Source organism: Microbacterium luticellae (genome assembly GCF_050408645.1).
GTDB lineage: Bacteria > Actinomycetota > Actinomycetes > Actinomycetales > Microbacteriaceae > Microbacterium.
In genome coordinates, this window is the sequence record NZ_JBNTKE010000002.1 from 398,024 (window position 1) to 419,447 (window position 21,424).

17 protein-coding genes are annotated in these 21,424 nt (G+C 61.4%); 11 read left to right on the plus strand and 6 right to left on the minus strand.

What is annotated here, in order from left to right; translation table 11 throughout:
* The first annotated feature begins 2 nt into the window (after positions 1-2).
* The 5 genes from ACQUSW_RS07590 to ACQUSW_RS07610 are packed head-to-tail and all read left to right on the plus strand — an operon-like array spanning position 3 to position 4,582.
* Entirely contained in the window at positions 3-1,034 is a 1,032-nt protein-coding gene (locus tag ACQUSW_RS07590; RefSeq protein WP_428931682.1) for an ABC transporter permease, read from the plus strand.
* Positions 1,034-1,597 carry an RpiB/LacA/LacB family sugar-phosphate isomerase gene (locus tag ACQUSW_RS07595; RefSeq protein WP_428931683.1) on the plus strand — a complete coding sequence of 188 codons (564 nt, stop codon included), beginning with the start codon at positions 1,034-1,036 and terminating at the stop codon, positions 1,595-1,597. Before ACQUSW_RS07590 ends, ACQUSW_RS07595 begins: the two co-directional genes overlap by 1 nt.
* A gap of 28 nt (positions 1,598-1,625) precedes the next feature.
* Positions 1,626-2,375, plus strand: a complete 750-nt coding sequence (locus ACQUSW_RS07600) for a glutamine amidotransferase (RefSeq protein ID WP_428931684.1) — start codon at positions 1,626-1,628, stop codon at positions 2,373-2,375.
* A 21-nt stretch (positions 2,376-2,396) separates the two neighbouring features.
* Positions 2,397-3,818 carry a rhamnulokinase gene (locus tag ACQUSW_RS07605; RefSeq protein WP_428931685.1) on the plus strand — a complete coding sequence of 474 codons (1,422 nt, stop codon included), beginning with the start codon at positions 2,397-2,399 and terminating at the stop codon, positions 3,816-3,818.
* The gene (locus ACQUSW_RS07610) at positions 3,815-4,582 is read left to right on the plus strand and encodes a class II aldolase/adducin family protein (protein ID WP_428931686.1); all 768 of its coding nucleotides are present in this window, start codon (positions 3,815-3,817) and stop codon (positions 4,580-4,582) included. Before ACQUSW_RS07605 ends, ACQUSW_RS07610 begins: the two co-directional genes overlap by 4 nt.
* Positions 4,583-5,063: 481 nt before the next feature.
* Here ACQUSW_RS07610 and rhaI read toward each other — a convergent pair whose 3' ends face one another.
* Positions 5,064-6,230, minus strand: coding sequence for an L-rhamnose isomerase (rhaI, locus tag ACQUSW_RS07615; protein ID WP_428931687.1), 1,167 nt, complete (start codon positions 6,228-6,230; stop codon positions 5,064-5,066).
* 183 nt (positions 6,231-6,413) lie between these two features.
* Between rhaI and ACQUSW_RS07620 the strand changes: the two genes are divergently transcribed.
* Both ACQUSW_RS07620 and ACQUSW_RS07625 read left to right on the plus strand, forming a co-directional pair.
* Entirely contained in the window at positions 6,414-7,394 is a 981-nt protein-coding gene (locus ACQUSW_RS07620) for an aldo/keto reductase (protein WP_428931688.1), read from the plus strand.
* Positions 7,391-10,456 carry a glycoside hydrolase family 2 TIM barrel-domain containing protein gene (locus ACQUSW_RS07625; protein WP_428931689.1) on the plus strand — a complete coding sequence of 1,022 codons (3,066 nt, stop codon included), beginning with the start codon at positions 7,391-7,393 and terminating at the stop codon, positions 10,454-10,456. Before ACQUSW_RS07620 ends, ACQUSW_RS07625 begins: the two co-directional genes overlap by 4 nt.
* A gap of 77 nt (positions 10,457-10,533) precedes the next feature.
* On the opposite strand, the gene ACQUSW_RS07630 is transcribed toward ACQUSW_RS07625, so the two are convergent.
* The 3 genes from ACQUSW_RS07630 to ACQUSW_RS07640 are packed head-to-tail and all read right to left on the minus strand — an operon-like array spanning position 10,534 to position 15,042.
* A complete protein-coding gene (locus tag ACQUSW_RS07630; RefSeq protein ID WP_428931690.1) occupies positions 10,534-11,805 on the minus strand; it encodes a four-carbon acid sugar kinase family protein in 1,272 nt (423 codons plus the stop codon).
* Entirely contained in the window at positions 11,798-13,054 is a 1,257-nt protein-coding gene (locus ACQUSW_RS07635) for a RuBisCO large subunit C-terminal-like domain-containing protein (protein ID WP_428931691.1), read from the minus strand. The genes ACQUSW_RS07630 and ACQUSW_RS07635 overlap by 8 nt, the downstream gene beginning before the upstream one ends.
* Positions 13,054-15,042 carry a glycoside hydrolase family 127 protein gene (locus ACQUSW_RS07640; RefSeq protein WP_428931692.1) on the minus strand — a complete coding sequence of 663 codons (1,989 nt, stop codon included), beginning with the start codon at positions 15,040-15,042 and terminating at the stop codon, positions 13,054-13,056. Before ACQUSW_RS07640 ends, ACQUSW_RS07635 begins: the two co-directional genes overlap by 1 nt.
* A gap of 175 nt (positions 15,043-15,217) precedes the next feature.
* On the opposite strand from ACQUSW_RS07640, the gene ACQUSW_RS07645 reads away from it, so the two are divergent.
* Complete coding sequence (locus tag ACQUSW_RS07645) at positions 15,218-15,886, plus strand: aspartate/glutamate racemase family protein (RefSeq protein ID WP_428931693.1); 669 nt, start codon at positions 15,218-15,220, stop codon at positions 15,884-15,886.
* Positions 15,887-15,916: 30 nt separating this feature from the next.
* Here the strand turns inward: ACQUSW_RS07645 and ACQUSW_RS07650 are convergent, their stop codons facing one another.
* Positions 15,917-16,891: a sugar-binding transcriptional regulator gene (locus ACQUSW_RS07650; RefSeq protein WP_428931694.1), complete on the minus strand. Its 975-nt coding sequence runs from the start codon at positions 16,889-16,891 to the stop codon at positions 15,917-15,919.
* A 76-nt stretch (positions 16,892-16,967) separates the two neighbouring features.
* Entirely contained in the window at positions 16,968-17,993 is a 1,026-nt protein-coding gene (locus ACQUSW_RS07655) for a LacI family DNA-binding transcriptional regulator (RefSeq protein WP_428931695.1), read from the minus strand.
* A gap of 209 nt (positions 17,994-18,202) precedes the next feature.
* Here ACQUSW_RS07655 and ACQUSW_RS07660 point away from each other — a divergent pair, with 209 nt between their 5' ends.
* From ACQUSW_RS07660 to ACQUSW_RS07670, 3 genes are all read left to right on the plus strand, one after another.
* Positions 18,203-19,528, plus strand: coding sequence for an ABC transporter substrate-binding protein (locus tag ACQUSW_RS07660; RefSeq protein ID WP_428931696.1), 1,326 nt, complete (start codon positions 18,203-18,205; stop codon positions 19,526-19,528).
* A 91-nt stretch (positions 19,529-19,619) separates the two neighbouring features.
* Complete coding sequence (locus ACQUSW_RS07665; RefSeq protein WP_428931697.1) at positions 19,620-20,501, plus strand: carbohydrate ABC transporter permease; 882 nt, start codon at positions 19,620-19,622, stop codon at positions 20,499-20,501.
* 3 nt (positions 20,502-20,504) lie between these two features.
* The gene (locus tag ACQUSW_RS07670) at positions 20,505-21,422 is read left to right on the plus strand and encodes a carbohydrate ABC transporter permease (RefSeq protein ID WP_428931698.1); all 918 of its coding nucleotides are present in this window, start codon (positions 20,505-20,507) and stop codon (positions 21,420-21,422) included.
* The last annotated feature ends 2 nt before the right edge of the window (positions 21,423-21,424 follow it).

Below are 21,424 nucleotides of genomic sequence, written 5' to 3' on the forward strand. Positions count from 1 at the left end.
AAGTGTTCACAACAACTCCCGTTTCTCGGAAAATTCTGCGTGACCAGCACGTGCGTCGCCTTGCTGCGATCCTGCTGCTGCTTCTGGTGTTCTTCGCGGTCATCAAACCCAAGAACTTCTTTGGCCTGGCCACGTGGCAGTCGATGTCAATTCAGTTCCCTGAGTTCGGACTACTCGCGCTCGGAGTGATGGTGACCATGGTGATCGGCGGCATCGATCTCTCGGTGGTCGGCATCGCCAATATGACAGCCATCGGCAGTGCCTCACTCATGCTGGCGATAGCTCCGGCAGGCTCTGATCCCAACGCGGGATATTTGGCGCTCATCGCTGCTATCGCATGCTCGCTGGTCGTAGGTGCACTCGCCGGAGCATTTAACGGTTTTCTTGTCGCCAAAGTTCGCATACCCGCGATATTGGTGACGCTGGGAACCTTTGAGCTGTTCACCGGTATTGCCATCATCATGAGTGGTGGTAAACCCACCAGTGGCCTGCCACCACAGTATGCCGAAGTCATGGCCAGCCGCGTCTTCGGCGTCATACCTATGCCGCTGGTGTTTTTCGTACTCGGCGCCATAGTCATCGGCATCCTGATGTACAAAACCGCGTTCGGTACAAAACTGTACATGCTCGGCTCTAACGAGACTGCCGCGCAATTCAGCGGACTCAAAACCACGAGCCTCATTATTCGCACGTACACCATCTCAGGTCTATTTGCTGCCACCGCTGGGCTGGTCATGCTGGCCAACTACAACTCGGCCAAGGCTGACTATGGCTCTACCTACACGCTGCTGGCCATCCTCATTGTGGTGCTCGGAGGCATCAACCCGAATGGCGGCTCGGGTCGGCTCTCGGGTGTCATCCTCGCGGTGGTTGTTTTGCAGGTGCTCTCGTCGCTGCTCAATACGTTCCCGCAGATCAGCAACTTCTACCGGCCGCTCATCTGGGGTGGTGTGCTGCTGCTCGTGATCGTGGTGAATCAGTGGGATCGCCGCGGAAACCTCACCCGACTACTCCGATGGAAAGGAAAACAGTAATGCGCTTAGCCAAAGACAAACACGTCGTGGTGGGGGCCGACTTTGCAGGATTCCCCCTCAAAGAAGCCGTCAAAAAGTACCTGATTGAACGCGGTTGGAACGTGCACGATGTCACCCCCTCCAAACCGGATGCTCCGATGTATCACCGCGCGGGATTCACGCTGGGTGCTCAGATCGCCGAGGGTGAATACGAAAAAGCTCTCGCGTTTTGTGGCTCGGGTATGGGTATTCACGTGGCTGCCAGCAAAGTGCCTCACGTCCACGCCGCCGTAGCAGAAACACTGCAGGCCGCACTGCGCGCCACAACGGCAAACAACTGCAACCTGCTCGCGATGGGAGCGTTTTATACGGGCCCGCGCCTGGCGAAAGCGATGGCCACGGCCTTTCTCGAAAACTCGTTCGGTGACGGATACGAAGACTGGGAGGGATTTAAGGAGTATCACCAGATCGGGTACGACGAGTGCGAAAACTTTGACTACGAGGCCTATCGCAACAATGGTTTCCAAGTCGTGAGTCCGCGCAGCGTTGAACTCGGTCCAGAACCCGCCGGCCTGGCGTTTTAACCAACTGCTTACTAATCAAGGAGTACAAATGGCTCGCGTACTACTCGCGGGTGAGTCATGGTCGACCACCACCATCCATGTCAAAGGCTTCGACACCTTCACGACCTCGTCGTATGGCGAAGGTGCCGCCGATTTCATTCGGGCATTGGAAGGCTCCGGGCACACGGTCACATTCCAGCCCAACCACGTTGCCGCCGAGCAATTTCCGTCCACTCGCGAAGAACTCGACGCCTACGATGTCGTCGTTCTGAGCGATATCGGAGCCAACACTCTGCTGCTGCCCGACCGTGTCTTCAGCCACGGTAAAACAATGCCCAACCGTCTGGATGTTCTTGCCGACTGGGTGCGAGACGGTGGAGCACTGCTCATGGTGGGTGGGTACCTCAGCTTTCAAGGAATCGAGGCAAAAGCCAACTACCGCAACACCGCGCTGGCCGACGTTTTGCCGGTCATTATGGAGATCGGCGACGACCGAGAAGAAACGCCTCAGGGGGCACGGCCGCGCCGCACACATGTCCACGAGGTGACGGCAAACCTGCCCGAAGAGTGGCCGGCGATTCTTGGCTACCACCGTGTGACTGCTCACGAAACCGCGACCACCGTCGCAGAGGTGGGCGACCATCCACTCATCGTCATCGACACAGCAGGTAAGGGCAAGGCCGCGGCGTTTATGACCGATATGGGCCCGCACTGGCTTCCTCACGAGTTCCTCGAATGGGAAGGCTTTGCCCCCATGTGGCACAACCTCGTCAGCTGGCTGGCAACCGAGACGGCATAACAAACACAACAAGGAGTAGGCATGTCGGGCAGCGTGGCAGCGCTAGACCTTGGGGCATCGAGCGGACGCGTCGTGGCTGGCCGCATTACCAGCACCAGCATTGACAGTCGCGTCTGCGCACGATTCACCAATCGACCCGTGCAGATCGGCAACCTTCTGCACTGGAATGCACCCCAACTGTGGGACGGCATTCTCGACGGGGTCGCTACGGCACTGCGCACGTTTCCCGACATCGCCTCACTCGCCGTCGACACCTGGGGGGTCGATTACGGGCTCTTCCGCCACGGGCGACTGCTCTCCCTGCCCGTGCACTACCGCGATGCCCGTACAGCCTCCCATGTCGCTCGAGTACAAGGCCGGGTAGCGGCATCCGAAATCTATTCCATCACCGGCATCCAAGATCTGCCGATCAACACGATTTACCAGCTCGCCAGCGACTCTGACCTTGTGAGCTTGGCCGACAATATTCTGCTGCTACCCGACCTCTTCACCTACTGGCTGAGCGGCGTTCGCATCGCTGAAAAAACGATGGCATCAACCACCAGCCTGCTCGACGCCACCAGCCACGACTGGAATGATGCCCTGCTGCAGGCCGCGGGAGTACGACGTGACCAACTGCCGCCTTTGGTGTCTGCAGGAACCATCGTCGGCGAAATAACACAGCAGGTCGCACACAGAATCGGGGCCAACCAGGCAATCAACGTTATTGCCACCGGCGCCCACGACACTGCCTCAGCTGTGGTTGCCGTGCCGCTCGCCGACGACGGTGATGCCTATATTTCGTGCGGAACTTGGGGCCTCGTCGGCATGGAACGCCACTCGCCCGTACTCACAGAAGACGCCCGCGCAGCCGGATTCACCAACGAATGCGGTGTCGACGACCGAACCCTATTCATGCGCAACACGATGGGCCTCTGGATGCTCAGCGAACTGGTACGCCACCATGAACGCGACCATGGCAGTGTCGACCTCACCGAGCTGCTCACACAAGCAACAGCGATCACCTCCCCCCTGCCCATCATCGACGTCGATGACCCGCTCTTCTCACCGCCCGGAGACATGGCCACCCGCATCACACAGTGGTGTGAAGCGCGCAGCATGCCCGCACCACAATCACTGCCAGCCATGGCACGCTGCATTATCGAGTCGCTCGCGCACACCTTTTCTCGCGTCGCCCATGACGCCGCACAGCTATCGGGCACCACCCTGCGCCGCATCATTATCGTTGGTGGCGGTTCACAGAACCAGCTGCTGTGCCGGCTACTCGCTTCAATCTCGGGAGTCGAAGTTGCTGCAGGCCCCGCCGAAGCCACGGCACTAGGAAGCATGCTTGTGCAAGCCCGCACTATGGGATTTATCGACGGCGACCTCGGCGAACTCCGAGAACTCGTGCGCCGCACCCACAACGTTTCCGTTTACAACGAAAGGTCCACACCGTTATGACCGCTCAACTGCGTCGCGAACTCGTCACTGACGACCTGCTCGGACTCACCCGCCGACTCGGACTGCCCGAGCGCGACCTCGTCATTCTCGCCGAGGGCAACACGAGCGAGCTTATCGACGACGACACGATCATCATCAAAGCATCCGGCTCGTCAATGGAAACCGCAACCATCGACGATTTTGTTGCCGTCAGCTTTCGTGAACTGCTTGCGATTGTAAGAAATCCGGATGCCACCCAAGACGACCTCACAGCTGCGCTCAGCACCCCCACGGGCACACGCGCCTCGATTGAGTCGCTCGTGCACGTTGCCACGCGGGCGTTCGGGGTTCGCCGGTTCGTGGCACACACGCATCCGACCGATGTTGTTTCTCTCGTAGCCAGCACAGAAGCAGCCACCGCGTTTGCCGAACCTGTATATTCCGAAGAGTTCATGATCCTTGGGCGAAGCCTGTACGTGCCCTACGCAGAACCAGGAATCGAACTGGGCCGACTCGTACTCAGCGCTATGGAAGGCTACGTGGCCGAACACAACGACATTCCATCGCTCATTCTGCTCGGCAACCATGGAATTATCGCCATCTCTGACACCGTCGCAGGAGCCGAAGCGATCTCGCTCATGGCCGTCAAAAGCGCTCGCGTGCGGCTGGGGGCACGTATTGCGGGTGGCGTAGCGACCCTGAGCAGCGAAACAACCGCAGAGTACTTTAACCGGCCCGACTTTCGCGATCGCCGGGCTCATTTGGCGGGTACCGAGGGCGCATAGTCACTGAGTTCGCGCTCTCTTCTTTCGCGACCGGGCACGACACGCCGCTCGGCGATGAGGCGTCACGGCATGTTGCGACCGGTCGTGGAAGAGAACACAGCGCCGCACGCCGCCACCGGGCGCAACACGCCGCCCGGCGCTCAGGCGTCACGGCATGTTGTGCCCGGTCGCGGAAGAGGGGGGCGAAACGGAGCACCGGGCCAACCCCGAAACAGGCGCGAACGCCTTGTCTTCATCAACGCCGCAGTGCCGACCCAGCCCCTTTTCGCCACCGGTCACGACACGCCGCTCGGTGGTGAGGGGTCACGGCATGTCGCGCCCGGTCGCGAAAGGGAGCACAGCGCCGCACACCGCCACCGGGCACGACACGCCGCCCAACGTTAAGACGTGACGGCATGTTGTGACCGGTCGCGGAAGAGGGGTGCGGAAGAAACGCGCGAAAGGGATGCGAAAAGGAGCGCGCGAGAAGCGCGCGAGGGGGTTACGCGCCCCAGCCTGCCTGCACGCCACCGACGCGGTCGGCTTCGATTTTTTGCTGGTAGCCGGATGCCGCGTAGGCAGCCATCGGGTCGGCGTTAAGGCCGCGTTCTTCGCGCCATGCGGCCAGCTGCGGGCGCACGTCGGTGTAGAAGGCGTCCATGAAGACGGCGTTGGCGGCGAGGACGTCGTGGGCTTGCTGGGCGGCATCGAGCGCTGCAGAGTCGACGAGGAGTGCCCGTGCGGTCATCTCTTGCACGTTGAGCACCGAGCGAATCTGGCCGGGGATTTTGGCTTCGATGTTGTGGCACTGGTCGAGCATGAACGTGACTTCGGGATTGTTGAAGCCGCCACCGCGAATCACTTCGTAGAGAATACGGAACAGTTGGAACGGGTCGGCCGCGCCAACGATGAGGTCGTCGTCGGCGTAGAAGCGGGAGTTGAAGTCGAATGCGCCGAGGCGGCCGAGGCGCAGCAGCTGCATCACAATGAACTCGATGTTGGTGCCGGGTGCGTGGTGGCCCGTGTCGAGGCACACGTGGGCACGGTCGCCAAGCGACGCTACCTGCACATAGGAGGTTCCCCAGTCGGGAACATCGGTGTGGTAGAACGACGGTTCGAAGAATTTGTATTCGAGTACGATGCGCTGTTCTTCGCCGAGTCGGGCGTAGATTTTTTGCAGCGAGTCGTTGAGGCGATCTTGGCGGGCACGCATGTCGTTTTGGCCGGGGTAGTTGGAGCCTTCGGCGAGCCAAATTTTGAGGTCGCGTGAGCCGGTGGCGTGCATGACGTCGATGCAGTCGAAGTGGTGGTCGATGGCCTTCTGGCGGATGCGATCATCGTGGTGGGTAAGGGCACCGAATTTGTAGTCTTCGTCTTGGAACGTGTTGGAGTTGACGGTTCCGAGGCTCACACCGTTGTCGGCGGCGTGGCGGCGCAGGGCCTCGTAGTCGTCGACTTTGTCCCACGGGATGTGGAGGGCGACAGCGGGCGCAAGACCCGTGTGCTTGTGCACCTGGGCGGCATCCGAAATCTTCTCGAAGGGGTCGCGGGGGGTGCCTGAGGTGCCAAAGACGCGAAAGCGGGTGCCCGAGTTACCAAAAGCCCAGCTGGGTAGCTCAATAGCTTGCTTCTCAAGCTCGGAAAGATGGGCGGAAGAGAGTGTGCTCACGGTGCACTTCTTTCTTATAGAGAAGGTCGCTGCGGCCTTAACGGGAAGGGCGCTGGGGCGACGCCTACAACAAAACTGAATCGTTTCATACGATAGGGGAGCGAAAGAGTCTCGTCAATATGTCCGCTTGGGTTTGCCGGCCACCCTCGGTAGGCTTGCAATCAGATTCATTGGAGAATGTTTATGCAAAGTACCCATTCTGCATCACCCCTGTCCCGCTTTCCGCACCCCCGCTTTCCGTATCTCGGCGCGATTACCTACGGCACCTCACCACTCGGTTACAACACCCAGCCCGGCAGCCCCGAAGAACGAAAAGCCATCGACACGGCCCTCGCTCTGCTGCGAGCGCCCGGCTACGTCGATACCTCGAACGCCTATGCTCAGGGCCGCTCAGAGCAGGCGTTGGGCGCTGCGCTGCGCGAACTCACCGGTGAAGAAAAACAGCGCGCTATCGACCGGCTCATCACCAAGGTCGACTGCGAACCCGGCACCGGCCGTTTCGATGGCGACCGCGTGCGCGAGTCGCTCGACGAGAGTCTCGAACGACTCGGCATCGACCGGGTGCGTCATCTGCACCTGCATGATCCCTACAGCATCACCTTTGCTGAAGCATCCGGCACCGGTGGCGCTATTGACGCGCTTGTTGCCCTGCGCGACGAGGGCGTCGTTGACACGATTGGCATCGCTGCCGGGCGCACCCCGGTGGTGGAACGCTATGTGAACACGGGTGTTTTCGACATGGTGCTCACCCACAACCGGTATACGCTCGTCGACCATTCGGCAGCCAACCTGCTCGCCAATGCGCACGAGCGCGGAATGATCACCTTTAACGCTGCGCCCTTTGGGGGCGATCTGCTGGCCAAGGGCAGTGTGCACGGGCGTTCTTATGCCTACACTCCCGCCACCGATGAGCTGCGGGAATGGGTTGTGCAGGTAGAAAACATTTGCGCCGCCCACAGTGTGCCGCTTGCTGCTGTGGCTCTTCATGAGTCGATGCGCGCACCCCATATTGCCAGCAGTGTGGTGGGGGTTAATTCTGTGGCACGGCTTGAACAGTTGGTAGCGCTGGCTACGACCGAGATTCCGGATGCTGTATATACGGCAATCGCCCAGCTGGGGCCTGCGCCCACACCGATCGCCGATGACCCCGAGGAGTACCTGTGACCGTCAATTATTGGGAGAGCTATGCACCCGGCGCGGGGCGACGCACAGCACGCGCCGATGCGGTGACGAATGCTCGCACGCTAAGCCTTAATGGCACGTGGCGTTTTCGGCTCTCCCCCACCGCGGCGGGCACCGGAACCGCGTTCATCAGCGACGATTTTGACGACAGCGCGTGGGACGCCATGCCGGTGCCCAGCCACTGGGTGCTCGAAGAATTCACGCCGCTGGCTGGCGGACCCGCGCGGTCGATGCTGGGTACGGCAGAGGGCCCGATCTATACGAACACTGCCTACCCGATGCCGATTGATCCGCCGCGTGTTCTTACCGAGAACCCTACGGGCGACTACCGGCTCACCTTCGATGTACCGGCCGACTTCGACAACGCCGTGCTGCGTTTTCAGGGCGTTGACTCGTGCGCCAAAGTGTGGCTGAACGGCACTGAACTGGGCTGGTCGAATGGTTCGCGCCTGCCCTTCGAGTTCGACGCGCCGCTCCGCGCAGGCAGCAACACTCTGGCTGTGCGGGTGCACCGCTTCTCTTCGGGCACCTACCTCGAAGACCAAGACATGTGGTGGCTGCCGGGCATTTTTCGTGATGTCGAGATCATTGAACGGCCCGCGGGCGCGATCGATGATCACTTTGTGCACGCCGACTATGACGCGGCATCCGGCATGGGCACACTGCGTGTTGATGCGACCACGAATGCGACGGTCGAGATTCCTGAACTGGGCATCACGATGGCAACGGGCGAAGAAGTGCGCGTGCCCGTCGAACCGTGGAGCGCCGAATCGCCACGCTTGTACCGCGGAACACTGCGCTCAACGGGTGAAGAAATTGAGTTAGCCATTGGTTTCCGCCGCGTAGAAATTACTGACGGCGTGCTTCTTATTAACGGGGCTCCGGTTACCTTCCGCGGCGTCAACCGTCATGAGCACGATGCCCGCCACGGCCGCGCGCTGGATCGCCAGGCAATGATTGACGACATCGTGCAGATGAAACGCGCCAACGTTGATGCCGTGCGCACGAGCCACTATCCGCCGCATCCGGAATTTTTGCGTCTGTGCGATGAATACGGGCTGTGGGTGGTGCTAGAAAGCGACCTCGAAACACACGGTTTTATTTATGAGGGCTGGGAGAACAACCCTCCGGCACTGCCCGAGTGGCGCGACGCGATCATGGACCGCCTGTACCGCACGGTAGAGCGCGACAAGAATCACCCGAGCATTGTTATTTGGTCAACGGCCAACGAGAGCATGACGGGCGACGCGTTTCGCGAGATGCGCGAGTGGCTGCGCGAACGCGACCCGTCGCGCCCGGTGCTGTACGAACGCGACCCGCGCTACCGTGACTCGGATTTTTATTCGGTCATGTACCCCTCGCTTGAGCTTCTTGAGCAGATTGGGCGACGCGAAGAACCTCGCGGTGGCCGGCTGAGCATGCACGGCATGGTTTTTGCCGACGACGACAGTGACGACGAAGACAGCGACAGCACGGGCAACGACACCGCCGAAAACGAAGCGGGCGATGCGCACCCCATTAGCGACGCCGACGATGAGCGGCGCCGTGGCCTGCCATTCTTGCTCGTGGAATATGCGCATGCGATGGGCAATGGGCCCGGTTCGCTGGCTGACTATTGGCGAATTATGCGCCGGTACGACCGCATTTGTGGTGGCTTTATTTGGGAGTGGATGGACCACGGTTTCGCGGCACAAACCCCCGATGGCACGCCGTATTTTATGCACGGGCAAGACGTCGACTACGAGCCCAATGGTGGTCGTTACACGCTGCACGGTCTCATGTTTTCTGACCGCACTCCGTCGCCCGCTATTGGCCAGCTCACGCACGCCTATGCACCGTTTATTGTGACGGTGACGGCCAACGATGTGACGGTGCTCAATGACCGGCACAGTCGGGCAAGTGACGACATTCAGTGGCGCGTGGTGCACCAGCATCCGGATGCCACAACCACTACTTTTGACCTCGATATGGGTGTGCTTGCCGCGGGTGAATCAGCCACGGTTGCGCTCCCTGCCGAGGTTGTGGGTGCTGCCGGTGTGACAACGGTCGAGGCGGTGCTGGCAGCCGATGAGCTGTGGGCACCGGCCGGGCATGTGCTGGCGTGGGGTCAGCACGACAACCTCGCACCGAGCGAGCCTGCGCGCCCCACAGCGAGTACCCCTGCCCCGGATGCTGTGGGCCAGACGCTCGCGGTGGGTGTGGCACGTATCGACTCCCAGACCGGCCGCCTTCATACGCTGGGCGGCTGGAATCTTGCCGCGGAAGGAAACGGGCAGAGCCCCCGGCTCGACCTGCACCGGGCGCCGACCGAGAACGACCGCGGGCAGGGCACTCTCAACAATGTTGCGGCCATGTGGCATGCGGTGGGGCAGAACCGGCTTCTTGACCGCGTCGATGACGTGACTGTGGTGGATGACACCGTGGTGGTGCGGGGCCGGATGGCTGCGGCCACGCGTTCGCACGCGGCCGAGTGGTGCATGCGCTGGCGCGACCTGGGCGACAGTGTTGAGCTAACAACCGAGGTTGATTTTACGGGGCCGTGGCACGATACGCCGTATCAAAACCACGACGTGTGGCTGCCACGCATCGGCACGCTGTTTGCGCTTCCGGCCGAGTTCGACACTGTGCGCTGGTGGGGTCGCGGGCCCGAAGAAACCTACGTTGACTCGTGGGAGGGCGCACGCCTGGGCTTGTGGAACAGCACGATCGACGACCTGCAGGTGCGCTACGAAGTGCCGCAAGAAAACGGCAACCATGTCGACACCCGCTGGCTCGAACTGCGCACCACGTCGGGCACCGGCCTGCGGGTAGAGGGCGTGACGCCGTTCGACTTCACCGTGCGTCGGTGGACCTCGCACGACCTGGAGCGCGCCACCCACCATCACGAACTGCGTGACAGCGGCAGCGTGTGGCTGAACATTGATTACCGCCAGATGGGCCTCGGCTCGGCATCGGTGGGGCCACCCATGCCCGAGCAGTACCGGATTCCGCGCGAACACACCTCGTGGACGGTGCGGCTCTCGCTGCTCGACTCGCAGCAGTAACCCCGCCACCATCAGTTCAGGGCGCCGACGTGCTTTCGTCGGCGCCCTGAACTATGCAGTCGTACTGCTGGCTCGCGCTATGCGTCGAGCGTTCGAATCTGTTCAAACAACCCATCAGCGCCGACCTGTCCGCCCTTGAGCAGCAGTTCGGCGCCGTCGATGTCGCTGCCGGGAGCGTGGGCGCGCAGCAGCACAATATTGCCTTCGGGGCGCGCCGCGATAGCCAGCGAACGGATTCCTAGCCGCGACACAATACGGCTCGAGGTATCTCCGCCGCACACAATAATGCGCCCGGCGCCACCACCGGCACCGCGAATAATCTCGGCGGCCGTCTCGGTAATAGCGTCCAGCGCTGCCTCGCCGCTACCCAGGTCGAGATCGTGCGAAGAGAAAACCACGCTCGTGCCTTCTGCGAGCAGGCGCTCTGCCTGCGTGATCGCTGGGACACAGGCATCCGGTGTCGCAGGCAGCTCAAGCAGTGCCCAACCGGATGCTACCGCCCGGGCGATCTGTCGCTGTGTTTGCGGTGACCGGCTGCCCGACACCGCTAATACGGGCCCGCGCTGGGGTGTGGCGTGGGGCAGCGTATGGGCGCTGTCGCGGGAGTCGGTCGACGCGATGCCCCAGCTGAGGCCTCCCGACCCGATCGCGAAAACCGGTTCGCTGGCCTGCGTGACGGCTTCGCCGATGAGTGTGAGGTGGGTGTCGTCGAGAACGTCGAGCACCATCGCGGCATCCGGTGCACTCTGCAGCCGCGCGGCAAGCGCTGCGCCCGTGGAATAGTGCGTGGCATATTCCACCGCCGTGATGCCACCGATGGGTAGCGGAGTTTGTTCACCCAGGTGCACGCGCAAATCGGACTCACGCATGGGTGTTGACGGATGCTGCGACATGGTCGGTTGCCGGTCGAGGCGATAGACCGTGCCATTTTCTGCCGCAAAATGGTGCCCGAATACGGTGTATCGGCCAAAGTCGGGTTGCGCGAACACCACCGGAATCGGGGCCGGGCCAAATTCGTCACGAGCGACCTCGATCACCCGCCCAATGCTGCCCACGGTGGGTGATGAGTCGGCCGTCGAGCAGGCTTTATATTGCACGATGTCGCAGCCGATGCGGTGCAGTTCGCGCAGCACCGGGGCAACCTCGGCAGCGATGGCCGCACGCGGCAGTGACCGAGCAATACCGGCGATACCAATAACGTCGTGATCACGCGCGGCAGTGCTCAGCACTTCAGGGTCGGGCAGCCCAACAAAGAGCGTGCCGCTCCAACCGTGGCGGGCAAACTGCAACAGTACGTCGACGCTGCCGGTGAAGTCGTCGCCGTAAAAGCCCACCCGCTTTCTAGTCACGAACGGGCCCGAACTGTTCGGTCGCGCGCTGCAATGCAGAAGAAGCGGCTAGTGCTGTGGCTGCATCTTCACCACGCTCGGCCGAAGCCCACGCGTCACGCATGCTGGCAACGCCTGCGGCGGGGCCATCCGGATGCCCGTGAATACCGCCGCCCGCGAGCACTAACAGATCGCTCGACCCAACGGCACGGTAGGTGGCGTGGGCAAGACCGGCCCACTGCCCCGATGAAAGCACGGGGATGGTGGGGGTAAGGCCCAGCAGGGGTTCTCGCACGTCGGCGATCGAGGCGAGCACTTCGTCATCGCTCTCGTAGAACTTGTTGCTAATGCCGTTGGTGTGCAAGTGGTCGGCCCCTGACAGTCGCGCGAGCTTCTGCCAGGCACGGTACCCCATTCCGATCTGGTCGGAGCGAATGGTGGCACCGAGCATGGTGCGGTGCGTGTGAATGGGCACCTGCGTGTGGGCGTTGAGATAGGCAAGTCCCGAGAGCCCAATGAGATTGACGCAGGCCATCACACCCGTGCCGCCCGCCTCGACCACGAGGTCGTGGTTGGCGCGCAGGCGATCGATGTCGTCGGTGATGTTGAACGCAAACATCGGCTTTTTGCCGGTGCGGTCAGCATGTTTTTCGAGCACGGGCATAACGGCACGCACGCGGGCCTCGAGGGGCGCATGCGGGCCGTTGCCCTGCAGTTCGTCGTCTTTAATGAAGTCGACTCCGGCGGTGGCCAGTTCGTCGACGACTTCGGCGAGTTCTTCGGGGCTGAGTCCGATGCTCGGTTTGACGATCGTGCCGATGAGCACACCGCTGTCGCGCCCCATGAGCTGGCGGGTGCCAGCGAGCCCAAACTTCGGGCCCGGGTAGCGGTCGGCGAAGGCCTGCGGCAGGTCGAGGTCGACGAGTTTGATGGCGGCAAGCTCTTTAATCTCGTAGAGGTTACCGGCAACGGCCGCCAACAGGTTGGGCAGTGAGGGCCCAAAGTTGTCGAGCGGAAAACGCACCTTAATGAGTGCGCGGCGCCGCTGGGCGGGGTCGCCGATCGCGCCGGGCAGGGGCGATGCTCCCGTCAGAGGAATCTCTTCTATGCTGTCCACCTGCGCGGCAAACCGCGCCCGCAGGTCGTCGGACTCACGAGCCACGCGCACAAAGGTGCCGGTGGATTGTTCTCCCGCCAGTACCTCTGCCGTGTGCTGCAGTGGCTGCGATGTCTCAATGACGTAGGTGGCAATAACAAACTGTTGAGTCATCACCACACCACCGGCAGCCATACACTCATTTCGCCCGGCCCACGGTTGGCCCACGTGTAATAGGGCACGAGTCGGGCGCTGACTGTCTGCACGGGTTCGCTGGTGAGGTCTTCGTAGAGCTCTTCAGAACCGGATGCCGGCAGCACAGCGAATTCGCCTGCCAGCGCCACAATCTCGTGCCCCGCGATCGTTGCGGTTTCGGGGGTGAGTGTGGTGCCGCGGCGCAGCGCTACCTGCTCAAGACGCACGCCTTCGGGAAGGTCGTGTGTTTCGAGCGTGTAGACGATCGGGCCGCGCTGCACAGCAACCTGGTTGGTGACTTCTTCTGCCAGACGGTGTGCACGCAGTACGCGCACGGGCATGGGGAGCACCAGTTCGATGGTGTCGCCGTCGTTCCATTCGCGGTCAATGCGCGTGTAGCTGGAGGGGTCGGTAACGTCGACGGCCTCGCCGTTGACGCTCAGCTGTGCACCACGCACCCAGCCGGGAATACGCAGGTGCACGGGCAGGCCGCCGCCGGTGGCTGCGGTCACCGTAAAGGTGATGCGCTCGTTCCAGGGATAGTTGCTGTCTTCGCTGAGAGCGATGGATCGTTCGCCGTCGGCCCAGCGCACATCGCTACCGCCGTACTGGTGAATAAACAGCCCCTCGCTCGAGGCGCTGGCAGCGCGCTCGTGGAAGCGTGCCAGGGTGCGGGCGATATTGGGCGGGCAGCAGTAGCACGGCAGGTATGACTCACGAACCCGCTCGTCGGAGGGCGGCGGGGCTGGAACAACCTGCTGGCCGGTGTCGCCGGGGCGGCGCAACGGGAAAGGCAGGTCGCGCACCTGGCGCAGTGCGTTGGTGTAAAAGTATTCGTGTCCGCCCAGGCCGATGCTTGCCAGCAGGCTGTTGTAGGCGATTTGTTCGATGACATCGGCGTACCGAGCTTCACCGCTGAGCGCCAGCATCCGTTCGCTCCACAGAATCATGCCAATGTTGGCGCACGACTCGTTGTGGGCGGTGGTGTTGGGCAGCTGGTAGGCGCGGCCGTAGGCCTGGTGTACGCGGCTGATGTCTTCTTGCCAGGGGTTGCCATCGGGCGATGCGCCGTCGTAGAGCGCACCGCAACCGCCGGTGATGTAGAGCTTGTTGTCGACGACGTCGTTCCACAGCCCGTTGAGCACGCGGGTGAGTTCGTCGTCACCGGTTTCGGCGACGAGGTCGGCGAGACCGGCGTAGAGGTAGTTGGCACGCACAGCATGCCCGGCAACGACTTTTTGTTCGCGCACGGGCAGGCGGTCTTGGTTGTCGTCGCCGCCGTGAAAGTCATCGCGCACGCGCACGAATGCATTCGCCAGTTCAAGGTAGCGTTTGTCGTCGGTCACACGGTAGAGGTCGATGACGGCCATGTAGTGCGAGGGGCAGATGGCGCTTCGGGCGAGTTCGAGGGGCTCGTTGTTGGCGAGGCCTTCGAGGTAGGCGGCAGCTTTTTTGGCTACGTCGAGCAGCGTTGTTTCGCCGGTGACCTCGTAGTGGCGCACGCCCGCGGTAATGAGGTGACCCAGGTTATACGTTTCAAAGTGAAAGCGATCAGCCAGCTCTACTGCACCGACACCATTGCGTGCAGCGATGAGGGTGGGCGTGTGCACATAGCCGTCGTCGCGCTGCACCGAGGCAATGAGCGCCACCATCTCGGCGATTGTTTCGGCCAGCCATGGCTCGGGGTCGGTTTCGAGCTGCGAAATAGCAGCTTCGAGCCACTTATAGAGGTCGCCGTCCATAAAGGGTGGGCCAATGTGTTCGCCCTGTTCTTTGCCTGCGGCGATGAGAAAGTTGCGCAGACCGGGGCTGACCTCGGGGTTACTGAGGTCGTTCCAGATGCTGGGAACGGTTACTGAGCGAGTGCGCTCATGCACGTCTCCCCAAAAACCACGTGCCCACTGGGCGTGAGATGCGGTGAGTGGACGAAGCGGGGCATGCGGGCGCGCAGCGAGAGGCGCAGTCACTGATTCCTCCTTGCGGGGGCGAACAAAATGGCGAACCTGTCGTGCAATGGTTCTCGGTCAGAATACCACCGTTGCAACTTCTCGCAGCCCTGAATAATATTGCAGCTCGGATTTTTCCCGAGTACTCTCATGACACACCACCGTGTTTCTAGTCGACCATAGCGAGAGGGCTCTCATGGCTACGCACTCACCCCGCATTGCTTTTCTTCACACCGGCGCCGTCGTTATTCCTCCGGTTGCAGAACTGACCGCCTCTCTTATTCCGGATGCCACAGTGGTGAACTATCTCGACGATAAAATCGTCGCCGACCTCAGCGACCCCGCCCGCGCCGACTCCGTACCCGAGCGCGTTACCGACCTGGTGCGCGCAGCGAAGCGTGGCGGAGCCGATCTTGTGATGCTCACGTGCTCCTCTATCTCGTATCTGGCTGAACCCGCGGCAACCGAAGTAGGCATCCCTGTTTTGCGGATCGATGAAGCCGTAGCCGACAACGCCGTGGCCACCGGCAACCGCATCGCGGTGCTGGCCACCCTCCCCACCACACTGCACCCCACAACAAACTTGCTCAAGGAGCGTGCACAGGTGGCGGGGCGTGAGCCAGAGTTTATTTCTGAGGTCATTGACGGCGCTTTTGCTGCTGTTGCCGGCGGCGACCGCACCACGCACGACCGTCTCGTTGCCGAGGCTATCGAGAGGGCGGCAGAGCAGGCCGATGTGATTGTTCTGGCTCAGGCCTCGATGGCGTCTGCTGCCGAGGCCGCGCACGTAACGGTTCCCGTGCTCACAAGCATCGCGCCCGGCATTGCGCGGCTGCGCGAAGCGGTCAACGCACTCCCGGCATAACCACGGCGAGCGCTCACACCGATAGCAGCATTACTGCGCGAGAAGGGCTCGCGCAGTAATGTCGTCGGTGACCAGCGTCGTTACCCACTCCCCCGCGAGCGCTCCACGAATCGCGTCGATTTTGCGCGGGCCGCCGGCAACACCGATGCGCCTCGGGACGCGAAGAAAGTCGGCGCTTTCGATGGCGATGATGCGGTCGTCCATGTGTCCGGTAACGGCGCTGCCGTCGAGGCGGAATGTGCGGTGGCAAATATCACCGACGGCATGCTCGGCCCGCAGAAATTGTAGTTCTTCATCGGTGAACGCATTACCGCTTTCGGCGAGCACATCGGTGGGGTCGATGCTGCCGATTCCCACCACGGCGAGGGTGAGCTCTTTCCAGGCACGCACGACGTCGCGCATGCCCTGATCGGCGAGCAGACTGTCGCGTATTTCTCGGCCCGCCACCACCCCGGGGGCCTGAACATAGACGGCGTCGGCACCGAGCACTCGCGCCATATCGCCCAGCAGGCGGTGCGAGTGGCTCTGCACCTCGGCAACACCAATACCACCCAAAAGCTGCGCAACCGAGAGGGCACCGCGCGTGCTTAAGGGTTGCATCCGGTCAACCATGGCCATAAGAGTCTGGCTCCACGTGGAAATACCCACCCGGTCATCGCCGCTGAGCGTCGCCCGTAGGTGGGCTGCCGCGGCAGCGCCAACCGCCGCGATCGTGTCGCGCTCATCGGCGGCCTCGTCGATCTCGACCACAACAGCCTCGGTAATGCCAAACTTTTGCTCCAGCTCGTCTTCGAGCTCGGCGCACAGCCCGGGAGCGACCATCACGGTCGTGCGAACAATCCCCACCTCAATGGCACGCTTGAGCAGCCGCGAAACCTTCGCCTGCGAGATGTGAAGACTCTCGGCGATCTCTGCCTGCCGGTAGCCCTTCTCGTGGTACATCCGCGCTACTCGCGTTATGAGTCGCAGCTGGCCATCCAATGGCCGCGACTGAGGTCGCGTCATGAGTCTTCCTCCGCTATGCGATGCAGGGCCCAACACCCGCCCTTACAGCATATTTATTCGAGGTCGATTCTCCTAGTCACTGCGCGAGGGCGTTATGAAAACCGGTCGTGCTCTCGCGGGGCATCAGCTGGGGAGGCGTGACGTGGTGCAGGCTGCCGACGGCGCGTTCTTCTATGACGTCCATGAGGCGGTCGACCACGATGCGTCCGAGCCCCTGCTGGCTACCGTGGATGCTGGTGAGGGGCACCAGTGACGCCTGGGCGAACTCGGTGTCGTCGTAGCCGACGATGGCGACCTCTTGCGGAACGCTCACACCGCGAGCGCTGAGCACCTGCAAAATACCGAGCGCCACGAGGTCGTTGACGGCGAAGATACCCTCGGGTCGCTGCTCGGGCGGGCGTGCGAAGATGGCTTCGCCAATGGCGCGGCCGCCTGCCAGTGTGCGGTCGTCGACGCCGATCACTTCGAGCGCTGCCTGGCCGTTGCGGCGCACTGCCATACTGGCCCCGGCAAGTCGATCGGCCACCTGGGGCACCGTGAGTGGGCCACCCACAAATGCCAAGCGGCGCACCCCTAGCGACAACAGATGTTCGGCCGCCTGTCGTCCACCGTCAACGTCGTCGACCGATACCGACGCCTGCGCGGGTGTGCGTGCGGTTTGCCCCACCAGAATCGATGGCGTGCCACGGTTACGCAAAACAGCCAGGCGTTCTTCTATCGGCGAGTAGGAAGCAACGATGAGCCCCCGCACGCGGTACTGCTCGAAGGTTCGCAAATATGCGTCTTCTCGAGTGGGGTCGCGGTGCGAGTTGGCCAAGAACACGGTAAAACCCAGTTCGGCGGCCCGCTGCTCGACACCCTCGGCGATTTCTGCAAAGTGAGGGTTGCTGACATCGGGCACCAGATAGCCCAGCACGTTGCTCACCCCGGTGCGCAGTTGACGACCCGCCTGACTGGGTACATATCCGAGCGTGAGGATGGCGGCCTGGATGCGTTCGGCCTTTTCGGGCGAGACCCTGTCGGGGTGATTGAGGAAGTGCGAGACGGTGCCCACAGCGACTCCGGCATGGGCAGCCACATCACGGATCCCAATCCGAGCCATTATTCCTCCAGCGCTCCTGTGCGCAGTCGTTTACACCGTAGATGGACGGCGAAAAATCTCACGTTCAACAATTTTCGGAACGTTTCAATCATTCTGCCACTATCACCATACATTTTTTCACCACGGCTTGACATCATGCGGTTTGATCGCATAGCGTCACATCTTGAAACGTGTCAATCACGTCCTTTCGCACCTTTCGAGGAGGAAATGTGTCCCTGTCCCGAACCACAGCCCGATTCATGACGGGGCTGGCCGGAGTTGGCGTGCTGACGCTTGCTCTTACAGCCTGCGGCTCCGCTGATAACGGCAGCAGCAACAACAACTCATCCGGCGACAGCTTTGGTGAGTTTAAATATCTCGCGGCTGTAGAAAACTCCATCGTCCGCGACGAAATCACAACCCTGGGTGAAGGCGCCTGCCAGGCCGAGAACGACGCTATGCCGTTCGAGGTCGAGACACTCCCCCAGGCCGATGTCAGCCAGCGCGTAACCCTGCTCGCCAGCCAAGATTCGCTGCCGAACATGTTTACCGCACCCACCGCTCCGCTTCGCCCCGGCGGTGTTCTTGGCGACGACGACACCGTCATCAACCTCGAAGACAAGCTGACCGAGCTCGGGGTCATCGACAACATTCTTCCGGGTGCCATCTCGGCCGTGAAGAACGTTTACGGCGACCGTTTCGTATCGATGCCCTACCAGTACAACCTCGAAGGCATCTTCTACAACAAGCAGATTTTTGACGACAACGGCATCAGCGTTCCCGAAACCTGGGACGACCTGATGGCCGCTGCCGAGAAGCTCGAAAAGGCAAGCGTCACCCCGTTCGCTCTGCCCGGTGACCAGGACTGGATGATTACCCGCTGGATCAGCGGCTACATGTTCCGCGACCTTGGCCCCGACGCGATCGACAAGGTTCTCGACGGCGACGCGAAGTTCACCGACCCTGAGTACCTCAAGACTTTCGAGGCAATCCAAGACTTCGGTGGCTTCTTTGGCCCCGGTGTGAGCACCATGGACATGGCGACTGCAGTGAATGAATTCTTCACCGGCAAGGCCGCCATGATGTACAACGGCACCTGGTTCCTCGCAGAAATCTACGACGACGCCGCCAACCCCAGCGGTGCAGACGCCTTCGGCTTTATGCCGCTGCCCGAGGTTGCCGGTGGTGAGGGATCGATCGACCAGTACCCGGCCAACGCTGGTGCTGCAACGTCGTTCTCGGCCAAGCTCGACAACGCCGGCATGGATGCATGGTTGACCTGCATCACCGAGAACTTTGGTTCCAGCGCGCTGGCCAACCAGGGTGTCATCTCGGGCTTCACGCTCAACCAGCCCGTGGATGATGTTCCCGCTCTCACCAGCGAGATTCAAGACATCATGGCAGAAACCACCGAGACCATCACGTGGCTGGAAGCATTCCTGCCCGAGAAGGCTGCCGGTGAAGCTGCTACGAACGCTGGCCCTCTGCTGACCGGAAACATGAGCCCCGACGACTACGCCAAGCGTTTGCAGGCGGGCCTTGAGGCTTCGAAGTAAGCAGTAACCGCACTCACGGGGCCGGTCTGTTACCGGGCCGGCCCCCATCACTTTTCTCTCTACACCGACTGTCGCAGCGCTGGAGCCGCACGTGAAGAATGTACTCGGGGACAAAAAGGCGATCCTCATCCTGTTGGGGCCCGCCCTTATTTTTTACACCCTCATCAAAATCATCCCGGTGCTCTGGTCTTTTGGCCTCAGCTTCGCGCAGGGCGACCTGCGCGGGTTCTCCTTCGTGGGGCTCGACAACTTCGTCACCCTCATCAAAGACCCCAACGTTCCCACCGTTCTGTGGTTCACGTTTAAATACGCCATCGTCGCCACCGTGCTGCAGGTGGCCGTCGGCTACCTGCTGGCACTCTTCTACGTTTTTGTGCTGCGCCGCATGTCGACCATCGTGCGCACGCTCGTTTTCTTCCCCGTTGTTCTGCCGACCGTGGCCGTCGGCCTTCTGTTCCGCCGCTTCTTTGAGGTGGCACCCAACAACGGTCCTATCAACGAGATTCTCAGCACCTTTGGCATCAACGCCGTCGACTGGTTTGCCCAACCCGACACGGCCTTCGCCGTGATCATCATCATGGACCTGTGGCGCTCAATCGGTTTCTATGCCGTGCTGCTGTACGCCGGTCTGCTCGACGTACCCGAAGAGCTTCTCGAATCAGCACGCCTCGACGGCGCAACAGGATTCCGGATGGTGCGGCACATTGTTCTGCCGCTATCGCTGCCGGTGCTGCTGTCGTCGGTCATCTTTAGCCTCAACGCAACGCTGAAAGTGTTCGACTCTGTACTTGCGCTCACCAACGGTGGTCCCGGATGGGAGACATCGCCGTTGACGCTGTACATGTACAAGACAACATTCACCTATCTCGACTACGGGTACGGATCAACGCTCGCTCTCACGCTCACGATCATCTGCTTCTTGATGACGATCGTTGTTTTCAAGTTCTCCCGCAAGGACATCACGAAGGCCTGACCGATGACGATCATTGCTCCCGACGTTGACAACACCGCCACACTGCTATCGGCACCCGCGCCCGAACGCGGCATCCGGTTCTCTAGCCGAAGCCGCCGCGTCTTTCGTCGCACCTGGGTAGCGCTGGCGATCACGCTGCTGCTCGTGATCGAGATCTACCCCATGTTTTGGCTCTTCATGAGCTCGTTCAAAACAACCGCTGAGTTTACGCAGGGTGAATCGTGGGCACTGCCCCAGCAGTGGACCTTCGATAACTACACGCGAGCGTGGACCGAGGGTCAGATCGGCGCCAACCTGCTCAACAGCGTTATCGTGACCGTGCCCTCTCTCATCATGGTTCTTCTCTTGGGTGTCGGTGCCGCCTTCGCCCTCGAAGTTATGGTGTGGAAGGGCCGCAGCCTGGCGCTGCTCATGTTTGTTTCGGGAATCATGATTCCCGGGCAGATGATCTTGATTCCCCTGTTCATCGCCTATTTCCGTTTGAACCTGACAGACACCTACTGGCCGATGATCCTCACCTATGTGGGGCTCGGTCTGCCGCTCACTGTCTTCATGATGGCCGCCTACTTTAGGGCCGTTCCGCGCGAAGTCTTTGAAGCGGCCACGATCGACGGCGCCGGCATGGTGCGCTCGTTCTTTACGATCGGCATTCCGCTGGTAAAAAACGCGCTGTTCACGATCGGTCTCGTACAGTTCCTTGCTATCTGGAACGACCTCCTCGTTTCGCTGACGTTCTCCACCAACTCAAAGCTGCGCACCATTCAGGCCGGACTTTTGAACTTTAGTGGTGAGTACGGTGTCGTCGACTACGGCCCGCTCTTTGCCGGAATCTCGATCAACGTGTTTACGCTGCTGATTCTGTTCCTTGTGCTCAACCGACAGATCATGCAGGGCCTTGCCTCGGGAGCACTGAAAGGGTAACC

Coding starts and splice junctions, on each gene's coding strand:
- ACQUSW_RS07610 (WP_428931686.1), top strand. CDS start 3,815: ATGACCGCTCAACTGCGTCGCGAACTCGTCACTGACGACCTGCTCGGA.
- ACQUSW_RS07650 (WP_428931694.1), bottom strand. CDS start 16,891: ATGACGCGACCTCAGTCGCGGCCATTGGATGGCCAGCTGCGACTCATA.
- ACQUSW_RS07595 (WP_428931683.1), top strand. CDS start 1,034: ATGCGCTTAGCCAAAGACAAACACGTCGTGGTGGGGGCCGACTTTGCA.
- ACQUSW_RS07655 (WP_428931695.1), bottom strand. CDS start 17,993: ATGGCTCGGATTGGGATCCGTGATGTGGCTGCCCATGCCGGAGTCGCT.
- ACQUSW_RS07635 (WP_428931691.1), bottom strand. CDS start 13,054: ATGACTCAACAGTTTGTTATTGCCACCTACGTCATTGAGACATCGCAG.
- ACQUSW_RS07620 (WP_428931688.1), top strand. CDS start 6,414: ATGCAAAGTACCCATTCTGCATCACCCCTGTCCCGCTTTCCGCACCCC.
- ACQUSW_RS07600 (WP_428931684.1), top strand. CDS start 1,626: ATGGCTCGCGTACTACTCGCGGGTGAGTCATGGTCGACCACCACCATC.
- ACQUSW_RS07670 (WP_428931698.1), top strand. CDS start 20,505: ATGACGATCATTGCTCCCGACGTTGACAACACCGCCACACTGCTATCG.
- ACQUSW_RS07605 (WP_428931685.1), top strand. CDS start 2,397: ATGTCGGGCAGCGTGGCAGCGCTAGACCTTGGGGCATCGAGCGGACGC.
- ACQUSW_RS07645 (WP_428931693.1), top strand. CDS start 15,218: ATGGCTACGCACTCACCCCGCATTGCTTTTCTTCACACCGGCGCCGTC.